The 8,474-nt window shown below is 72.6% G+C and carries 8 protein-coding genes and 3 tRNA genes; 7 read left to right on the forward strand and 4 right to left on the reverse strand.

All coding sequences use genetic code 11. From position 1 onward, the window contains the following. The first annotated feature begins 13 nt into the window (after window positions 1–13). The 3 genes from ACIRST_RS36620 (at window position 14) to ACIRST_RS36630 (ending at window position 3,108) form a co-directional block, all read left to right on the forward strand. Window positions 14–1,405, forward strand: a complete 1,392-nt coding sequence (locus ACIRST_RS36620; protein ID WP_402808044.1) for a helix-turn-helix domain-containing protein — start codon at window positions 14–16, stop codon at window positions 1,403–1,405. Beyond that, window positions 1,402–2,286, forward strand: a complete 885-nt coding sequence (locus ACIRST_RS36625; protein ID WP_402808046.1) for a phosphotransferase enzyme family protein — start codon at window positions 1,402–1,404, stop codon at window positions 2,284–2,286. Before ACIRST_RS36620 ends, ACIRST_RS36625 begins: the two co-directional genes overlap by 4 nt. A gap of 225 nt (window positions 2,287–2,511) precedes the next feature. Beyond that, window positions 2,512–3,108: a DUF6928 family protein gene (locus ACIRST_RS36630; protein WP_402808048.1), complete on the forward strand. Its 597-nt coding sequence runs from the start codon at window positions 2,512–2,514 to the stop codon at window positions 3,106–3,108. 130 nt (window positions 3,109–3,238) lie between these two features. Here the strand turns inward: ACIRST_RS36630 and ACIRST_RS36635 are convergent. The 4 genes from ACIRST_RS36635 to ACIRST_RS36650 all read right to left on the reverse strand — a co-directional run bounded on the left by ACIRST_RS36635 (window position 3,239) and on the right by ACIRST_RS36650 (window position 4,038). After that, window positions 3,239–3,312: transfer RNA gene (locus ACIRST_RS36635), tRNA-Phe, on the reverse strand. 26 nt (window positions 3,313–3,338) lie between these two features. Next, window positions 3,339–3,412: transfer RNA gene (locus tag ACIRST_RS36640), tRNA-Asp, on the reverse strand. A gap of 63 nt (window positions 3,413–3,475) precedes the next feature. Continuing rightward, window positions 3,476–3,548: transfer RNA gene (locus tag ACIRST_RS36645), tRNA-Glu, on the reverse strand. A gap of 148 nt (window positions 3,549–3,696) precedes the next feature. Then, window positions 3,697–4,038 (reverse strand): metallopeptidase family protein, encoded by a 342-nt coding sequence (locus ACIRST_RS36650; protein WP_350526321.1) that lies wholly within the window; start codon window positions 4,036–4,038, stop codon window positions 3,697–3,699. Window positions 4,039–4,108: 70 nt separating this feature from the next. Here ACIRST_RS36650 and crcB (ACIRST_RS36655) point away from each other — a divergent pair, with 70 nt between their 5' ends. From crcB (ACIRST_RS36655) to ACIRST_RS36670, 4 genes are all read left to right on the forward strand, one after another. After that, window positions 4,109–4,648, forward strand: coding sequence for a fluoride efflux transporter CrcB (gene crcB, locus ACIRST_RS36655; protein WP_402808050.1), 540 nt, complete (start codon window positions 4,109–4,111; stop codon window positions 4,646–4,648). Continuing rightward, window positions 4,645–5,076 carry a DUF190 domain-containing protein gene (locus tag ACIRST_RS36660; RefSeq protein WP_402808053.1) on the forward strand — a complete coding sequence of 144 codons (432 nt, stop codon included), beginning with the start codon at window positions 4,645–4,647 and terminating at the stop codon, window positions 5,074–5,076. Before crcB (ACIRST_RS36655) ends, ACIRST_RS36660 begins: the two co-directional genes overlap by 4 nt. Beyond that, on the forward strand, window positions 5,073–5,447 hold the full coding sequence (gene crcB / locus ACIRST_RS36665; protein WP_350526324.1) for a fluoride efflux transporter CrcB: 375 nt from the start codon (window positions 5,073–5,075) through the stop codon (window positions 5,445–5,447). Before ACIRST_RS36660 ends, crcB (ACIRST_RS36665) begins: the two co-directional genes overlap by 4 nt. A gap of 1,115 nt (window positions 5,448–6,562) precedes the next feature. Next, a partial coding sequence (locus ACIRST_RS36670; RefSeq protein WP_402808056.1) for a DEAD/DEAH box helicase occupies window positions 6,563–8,474 on the forward strand: 1,912 nt, incomplete at its 3' end.

The following is an 8,474-nucleotide window of genomic DNA, read 5'->3' on the forward strand; positions in this document are numbered from 1 at the left end:
CCTGGGGGAGCAAGTGCCGCGACCACTTAAGCCTCTGGACCCCACCCGGTCTGCGGCCCACTGGTTCGGTGCGGAACTTCAGTACTGGCGGAAGCTCAGGGGGCTGAGCCAGGACAGGCTCGGGCAGTTGGTCCACCTGAGTGGGGACCTGATCAGCAAGATCGAGCGGGCGGAGCGGCCCTGCAAGCTCCACCACGCCCAGGCGTTAGACGTGGTCTTGGACACCGGCGGAGTGCTCGCGCGAAGCGTCGTGCTGGCCGCGGCTGAATTGGACAACCGCTCAGAGGTAATGGACAAACGGCGCAACGGGGCCGTCAAGCCTCCCCAAAGGGAGGTGCTCGGGGGCACGCTGGAAATGCCACCGCCAGCCTCCGAGTGGAATGAGTCCGACCCCGTGGAACGACGCGACTTCCTTACCGTGACGAGTGCAGCTCTCGCCGCCGGCCCTCTGGCCCAGCTCCTGACCTCCACCCCGGCCGCCGCGGTACCCGCAGTTGTCCGGCCCGCCGACGTCGAGCAGATCCGCACCGCAGCGACCACACTGCGCAGCTGGGACAACCTCTACGGCGGTGCCGGCGTCGTCCGTGACACGGCGCTCGCCCAACTGCGCTGGGCAGCCGGTCTCCTGAAGAGTCGCTGTCCCGCTCCGTTGCGGGCTGAACTGTTCGGAGCCGTCAGCCGTCTGGCGACCGTGGTCGGCGCCTCGGCCTTCGACGCCTTCGCCCACGAAGACGCCCACCGGCTCTTCGCCTTCGCCACGTCGTGCGCGGAGGAAGTGGACAACTGGCCGCTACGCGCCATCTCGTACAACCTCCGCTCCCGCCAGGCCATCTGGCGTGGTGACCCCGACGCCGGTCTCACCTTCGCCGAGCTCGGCCTGGCCCGCGCTGACCGACTCTCCCCCGCGGAGCAGTCCATGCTCCACAACGCTCGCGCGCGGGCCCTGGCGAAGATGGGTCGAGCTCAGCAGACCCTGGTCGCGATCGGCGCGTCCGACGACTCGTTCACCTCGATCACCCCGGCCGCCGAAGGGCCGTGGATGGCGTATTACGACGGCGCCCAGCACCACGGCGACACTGGCCACGCCCTGTTCGACCTCGCCCTCGCCGGCCATCCGCTGCAGGAAGCTCTCCGGCGACTCCAGGCAGCGGTCGACGGCCACGGCGACGGATTCGCCAGATCCCGCGCGTTCTCCCGAACCAAGCTCGCCACGCTCCAGATGGCCGCCGGTGACCCTGAGCAGGCTTTGGCCGAGGGCCGGAGCGCCCTCGCGGAGGTCGGCGACCTCCGCTCGCTGCGTGCCAACCACGAGCTGGCTGAACTCGGTCGGGTCGCCCATCGCCACCGCAACCTCGGCGACATCCGGGACCTGCGGGAACAGATCGCCGCTACGGTGGCAGCGTGAGCAACATCGAGGAGTCCCACTCCCTACTGCTCAAGGCGTGCGCCACGGTGTGCCTTACCGCAGCGGGAGCCGAGCCGATCCGGATCGGGGAGAACGCGCTGTGGCGATTGCCGCTGGGGATCGTGGCTCGCATCAGCCGCCCCGGGCAGTCGGCTGCCGCCGGACGCGAACTGGCGGTCGCACGCTGGCTGCGCGACTGCGGGGTTCCTGCGGTTCGTCCGCTCGAGCACCTGCGGGAGCCAGTGGATGTGGAAAGCAACCCCGTGACCTTCTGGCACGAGTTGCCCAAGCACCGGCCAGGAACCGCTGCCGACATCGCGCCGCTCCTACGGCGTGTTCACGAGCTTGCCGTTCCTGATTTCCCGTTGGGCCGGCTCGACCCGTTCGTTCGGGTGGCCACCAGGATCGACGGGGCCGCCACCCTCGACGACGCACAGCGGCAGTGGCTGCGGGACCGCCTGGCAGAGCTCCAGGCGGCGTGGCTGAGCCTCCCGCCCGGCCTGCCAGCGAGCGTCATTCACGGTGATGCGTGGGGCGGCAACGTGGCGGTCACACCGACCACCACCTACCTGCTCGACTTCGAGCGAACCTCCCTCGGGCCTCCCGAGTGGGACCTGACCGCTACCGCCGTCGGCTTCGGCACCTTCGGCTCGGTTTCGGACAGGGAGTACACCGCCTTCTGCGAGGCGTACGGTGCCGACGTGATGACCTGGGCCGGCTACCCGGTGCTGCGGAGTATCCGTGAGCTCCGGGTTACCTGCTTCGCTCTCCAACACGCGGCAGCTGATCCGGCTCGACACCGGGCGGAAGCTCATTACCGTCTCGCCTGCTTGCAAGGGCGGAACGGTCCACGCCCGTGGGGCTGGACCGCTGTCAGCTGAGATGCCAGGCCGTCGAGCGGGCCGCCGTCGGCATCGATTGGCTGGCACACGGTCCGCGGGCGCCTCGGCCTGCCGACCTCCGCTTCCACGACCTCCGCCACACCTGCATCACCGTGCGGCTCGACCTTGGCGTTCCCCGCACATCGTCCGGGAGACCGCGGGCCTAGGTTCACCAATCTGGAGAGGAACCGATCCGTGGGAGCCAAGGTTGGGCTGCTCGTCTAAATGGACACTGCTTCGTCCAGCCCGCTGCGCTGCTGGCGGAAGCGAATCCGGAGCGGACGGCGGAGCTGCCCGGCCGCCTCTACCCCGGCCGGGAGGTCACGGGGACGGCCAGCTGCGAGCTCGGCGACATGGCGTACCCGCCGGACGGGACCGCTTACCTCGACATCGTCTGCGATCGGCACTGGGATAGCGACTACCCCTCGCGAATGCCGCGGCAACCCGACCAACGCGAGCGCGGGACGCCGACTGGTCGTGCACTGGATGCACAGCGTGGTGGACTTCCTGGCCTTCGCGGTCTGGGAGGACGGGCAGCTGGTCCGCTCGCTCAGCGTCTCGCCGGGCAGCGGGGTGATGGAGAACATGGGCGAGCCGCTGCCGTTCGTGCGTCCTTCTGGGCTGGCGAGCATTCGGTGGAGCTGGTGTGTTGGAGGGTGCGCCGGAGCCGGAGGACACGGATCCGTACGAGGTGGTCCTCCGGGGCTTCCGTCTCCGGAAGAGAGGGAAGCCGCGACGCGGGTCGTCATCACCCGGATGGGGCCGCTCCGGATCTTCACGTACGGCCGTGACTGCACCATGACCGAAGTCGAAGGACTGTGATTAGCGTCACGTTACCTGGGTTCCGGGGGGCCTGGCTGGGCTGCCTGGAGTTGCCGCGAGTCGGAGCCGTTGGCGTCAACCGGCACGACGAAGCCCCCGTAGCGAAATCGCTACGGGGGCTTCCCTGTTGTGGCCAGGGCCGGGGTCGAACCGGCGACCTTCCGCTTTTCAGGCGGACGCTCGTACCAACTGAGCTACCTGGCCGTACTGCGCGTCTCTTGCGAGACGAGCGATCCCGACGGGACTTGAACCCGCGACCTCCACCTTGACAGGGTGGCGAGCTAACCAACTGCTCCACGGGACCTGATAGTGGCGAACCACTAAGGTCTTGCGGCACTGCACTTTACTACGGTAATGCGGTACTGCGTGCCCCCAACGGGATTCGAACCCGTGCTACCGCCTTGAAAGGGCGGCGTCCTGGGCCACTAGACGATGAGGGCTTGCGGCCTGTCCCGCTGTTTCCAGCGTTCGGGGACGTCGAGAAGCATATGGGATGCCGGGCGGATCGCCAAAACGGGTTTCGGCCGGGCGGGTGGGGCGGCCTGCGGGGCGGGGCGGAGCGGGTGCGGCGCGGGGCCGCGGAGGGGGTCAGGACCAGCCGAGTTCGTCGAGCTCGTGGTCGTCGAAGCCGAAGTGGTGGGCGACCTCGTGGATCACGGTGGTGCGGACCTCCTCGACCACCTGCTCGCGGGTCTCGCAGTGGCGGAGGGTCGGGCCGCGGTAGATCAGGATGCGGTCGGGCAGGACGCCCGCGTACCACTCGCCGCGTTCGGTGAGCGGGGTGCCCTCGTAGAGGCCGAGGAGCTCGGGGTCGCTCGGTTCGGGTTCGTCCTCGACGAAGATCGCGACGTTGTCCATCATGGCCGCGAGCTGCGGGGGAATCTGGTCGAGCGCGTCGCTGACCAGCGTCTCGAACTCTTCCCGGGTCATCTCCACCGGATCATTGTCGGGTCTGGGGTGACGGTGTGCCAGGTGGCGGACGCCGGTGTTTGATGGGGCTATGACGACCTCGGAGGGCGCTCTGGGTGACACAGTGGGCGAGCCGCCCGGGACGCCGCCGGTCGCGGCGCGGGTGCGGCACCGGCCGCCGGTGCTGCGCGGGCAGGGGCCGGCGGTGACGGTGGTCGCGGTCGGCGGGGCGATCGGGGCAGTGGCCCGGTACGCGGCCGGCCTCGGCTGGGAGACCGGGCCGACGGCCTTCCCGTGGACGACGCTGCTGGTCAACGTGGTCGGCTGCGCGGTGATCGGGGTGTTCCTGGTGGTGATCACCGAGGGGCGGCAGGCGCACCCGCTGGTGCGGCCGTTCTTCGGCACCGGCGTGCTGGGCGGGTTCACCACCTTCTCGACGTACGCGGTGGACATCCGGCGGCTGCTGGAGGCGGGCCGGCTCGGGCCGGGGCTGGCGTACCTGGGGCTGACGCTGCTGGGCGCGCTGGTCGCGGTGTGGGCGGCGGCGGGGCTGACCAGGCGTCTGATCCACCGTGCGGTCCGCCGCGGGGCGGCCGGGGGCGGCCCGGCGACCGGCGGGGGTGTGCGGTGACCCGGCTGGGCGGGCCGGCGCTGCGGCTGACGGTGCTGGTCGGGGAGAGCGACCGGTGGCACCACCGCCCGCTGTACAGCGAGGTCGTGCACCGGGCGCGGGCGGCCGGGCTGGCCGGGGCGAGCGCGTTCCGGGGGATCGAGGGGTTCGGGGCGTCGTCGCTGGTGCACACCACGCGGCTGCTGTCGCTGAGCGAGGACCTGCCGGTGGCGGTGGTGATCGTGGACGAGGAGGAGCGGGTGCGGGCGTTCCTGCCGCAGTTGGACGGGCTGGTGGCGGAGGGCCTGGTGCTGCTGGACCGGTGCGAGGTGGTGACCTACACCGGGCGCGGGCCGGGCGGCGGCGACGGCGGTCCGGGCGGTGGCACGGGCGGTGGGCCCGGCGGTGGCGCGGGCCGGGAGCCGGGCCGGGGAGCGTCGGCGGAGTGAACTGGCTGCTGGTGGTGGCGGGCGCGGTGGTCGGCGCTCCGCTGCGGTACCTGACGGACCGGGCGGTGCAGTCCCGGCACGACTCGGTCTTCCCGTGGGGCACCTTCACGGTGAACGTGGTCGGCTGCCTGATCCTCGGGACGGTGACCGGCGCGGTGGCGGCCGGCGCGGCGTCCTCGCGGGTCCAACTGCTGCTGGGGACCGGGCTCTGCGGTGCGCTGACCACCTACTCGACCTTCTCGTACGAGACGTTGCGGCTGGCCGAGACCGGCGCCGGGCGGTACGCGCTGGCGAACGTGGCCGGCAGCGTGGCCGCCGGGCTGGCCGCGGTCTACGCGGGGGCGGAGCTGGCCTCGGCCCTCTGGGGCTGAGGCGGCGGCCGGGGGCGCCGGCCGAGCCACGGCGGACGCGACAGCCGACGCGGCGCCTCGGCGGGCGGGTGGGGCCAACTGCCGCCCCGCCCGTGTCCCGCCGGGCCGGGCGCGCGTTGGGCACCGAAAGCGGCCGCGAGTGGGCGGCCCGGGTGGGGCGGTAGGGAGGGACCTCGGTGGCTTCGGTGCGGTCGGTGCGGTCGGTGCGGTCGGTTCGGGCAGTGCGAGCCGTTCGGGCGGTGCGGGCGGTGCGGGCGGTGCGGGCACGGAACGCGGCGGTCCTGCGCTCGCGCGCGGTGCGGGCGGCGGCGGTGCTGACGGTGGCCGGGCTGGGGCTGACGGGCTGCATGTCGGTCGGTCCGGCGGCGGAGGAGAGGCACGGCGGGGTGGCACCGGTCGGGCAGGCCGGTCCGGCGGGCCGGCCTGGCGCGACGGGCGGGCCCTCGGCCTCGCCGGGGGCCGGGCACCCGGGCGGTGCGTCGGGGCGCCCGGAGCGGCCGGGCGGCCTGCTGGCCGAGAGCGCGCCGGGCGGACCCACGACCTCGGCGCCGGGCGAGGTGCTGCCCGGGGCGACCGGGACGGTGGCCGGGGTGGTCCCGGTGCCGGGGCCGCCCGACGGCGAGCCGGGGGGTGGTTCGGCGGGCGGCGTGAACACCAGCCCGGCGCCGCACCCGGGCGGCGGCGGGCCGACCGGCTCCGGCGGCACGGCGGGCTCCGGCGGTACGGGCGGGGCGGGCGGTACCGGCGAGGGCCGCTCGGGCGGTTCGGCGGGCTCGCCGTCGGCCACGCCGAGCAGCCGTCCGTCGAACACTCCGGAGCCGGAGCACAGTTCGCCCCCCGTGACCGTGCCGCCGCTCCCGGAGCCCTCGTCGGGCAGCTCCGGTTCCTCGGCACCGAGCCCGCGTGCCGGTGGGCATTAGCGTCCTGTCCAGGGCATTTGCCTCCGATCCCCAGGGTCCTCTATGGTGGTAGATCGTTCGTTTGATTCATTTGATTGGCGCCCTATTCCCATCTGGCGCCCTTGGCGCGTTCCGGCGATCCGTGGCTGACCGCATAGAGGCGGTTGTGAAACAGAACCCCGGACTTTGGCGCGTGCCACTTCCGGAAGGTTTTGCATGTCTCTCGTTGACGACGCCCGCTTCGCCATGCCCGCGAACGAGGCCGCCGCCGATGTCACCGACACCACCGACACCCTCGACACCGCCGCGGACGAGGTGATCGCCGAGGCCGTGGAGGCCACCGAGGAGGCGGCCGCCGAGCCGACCATCACCTTCGGCGACCTGGGCCTGCACGACGACGTCGTCCGTGCCCTCGCCAAGCGCGGCGTCACCACCCCGTTCCCGATCCAGGCCGCGACCATCCCGGACGCCCTGGCCGGCAAGGACGTGCTGGGCCGTGGCCGCACCGGCTCCGGCAAGACCCTCAGCTTCGGCCTGCCGCTGCTGACCCGCCTCGCCGACGGCGAGCGCACCAAGCCCAAGCACCCGCGCGGCCTGATCCTGGTCCCGACCCGCGAGCTGGCCATGCAGGTCGCCGACGCCCTGGAGCCGTTCGGCTCGGTGCTCGGCCTCAAGCTCAAGGTCGTCTGCGGCGGCACCTCGATGTCGAACCAGATCTACGCGCTGGAGCGTGGCGTCGACATCCTGGTCGCCACCCCGGGCCGTCTGCGCGACCTGCTGAACCGCGGCAGCGCCAAGCTCGCCGACGTCCAGACCGTCGTGCTCGACGAGGCCGACCAGATGGCCGACATGGGCTTCCTGCCCGAGGTCACCGAGATCCTCGACCAGGTGCCGGCCGGCGGCCAGCGCCTGCTGTTCTCCGCCACCCTGGAGAACGAGATCGACACCCTGGTGAAGCGCTACCTGAAGAGCCCGGTCACCCACGAGGTCGACCCGTCGGCCGGCGCCGTCACCACCATGACCCACCACATCCTCGTGGTGAAGCCCAAGGACAAGGCGCCGATCACCAACGCGATCGCCGCCCGCAAGGGCCGCACGATCATCTTCGTCCGCACCCAGATGGGCGCCGACCGCGTCGCCGAGCAGCTGATCGAGGCCGGCGTGAAGGCCGACGCGCTGCACGGCGGCATGACCCAGGGCGCCCGTACCCGCGTCCTCGGCGACTTCAAGGACGGCTACACCAACGTCGTCGTCGCCACCGACGTCGCCGCCCGCGGCATCCACGTCGACGGCATCGACCTGGTCCTGAACGTGGACCCGGCCGGCGACCACAAGGACTACCTGCACCGCTCCGGCCGCACCGCGCGGGCCGGCCGCTCGGGCGCCGTCGTCACCCTGGTGCTGCCGCACCAGCGCCGCGGCGTCTTCCGCCTGATGGAGGACGCGGGCGTCGACGCCAGCCGCCACATCCTGGACCACGCCTTCGACGCCGAGGTCGCCAAGATCACCGGTGCCCGTTCGCTGACCGAGGTCCAGGCGGAGAGCGCCGCCAACATCGCCAGTGCCGCCGAGCGCGAGATCGCCGACATGACCCGCCAGCTGGAGCGCGCGCAGCGCCGCGCCACCGAGCTGCGCGAGGAGGCCGACCGCCTGGCCGCCCGTGCGGCGCGCGAGCGGGCCGACCTGGGCATCGTGGACGAGGAGCCGGCCGCCGAGGAGACCGGCGAGTCCGCCGCGGCCGAGGCCGCTCCGGCCGCCGCCGAGGCGCCCGCCGCGCCGCAGGCCGAGGAGCGCACCCCGTCGTACCGCGAGGCGCGCACCGAGCGTCCGGCCTTCGGCCGTGACCGCGACCGCGGTGGCGACCGGGACCGCGACGACCGCCGCTCCGGCGGCTTCGGCCGGGACCGCGACCGTGACGACCGCCGTTCCGGTGGCTTCGGCGGCCGTGACCGTGACGACCGTCGCTCGGGCGGTTTCGACCGTGACCGCGGTGGCGACCGTGGCGGCTTCAACCGTGACCGCGGTGGCTTCGCCGGCCGTGACCGTGACGACCGTCGCTCGGGCGGCTTCGACCGTGACCGCGGTGGCGACCGTGGCGGCTTCAACCGTGACCGCGGTGGCTTCGCCG

The organism is Kitasatospora sp. NPDC101447, from assembly GCF_044767225.1.
Lineage (GTDB): Bacteria > Actinomycetota > Actinomycetes > Streptomycetales > Streptomycetaceae > Kitasatospora.

Bases quoted from the DNA above. Each gene is read 5' to 3' on its own strand.
- crcB (WP_402808050.1), top strand. From the start codon at position 4,109: ATGACGACCTCGGAGGGCGCTCTGGGTGACACAGTGGGCGAGCCGCCC.
- ACIRST_RS36650 (WP_350526321.1), bottom strand. From the start codon at position 4,038: ATGACCCGGGAAGAGTTCGAGACGCTGGTCAGCGACGCGCTCGACCAG.
- ACIRST_RS36630 (WP_402808048.1), top strand. From the start codon at position 2,512: ATGGACACTGCTTCGTCCAGCCCGCTGCGCTGCTGGCGGAAGCGAATC.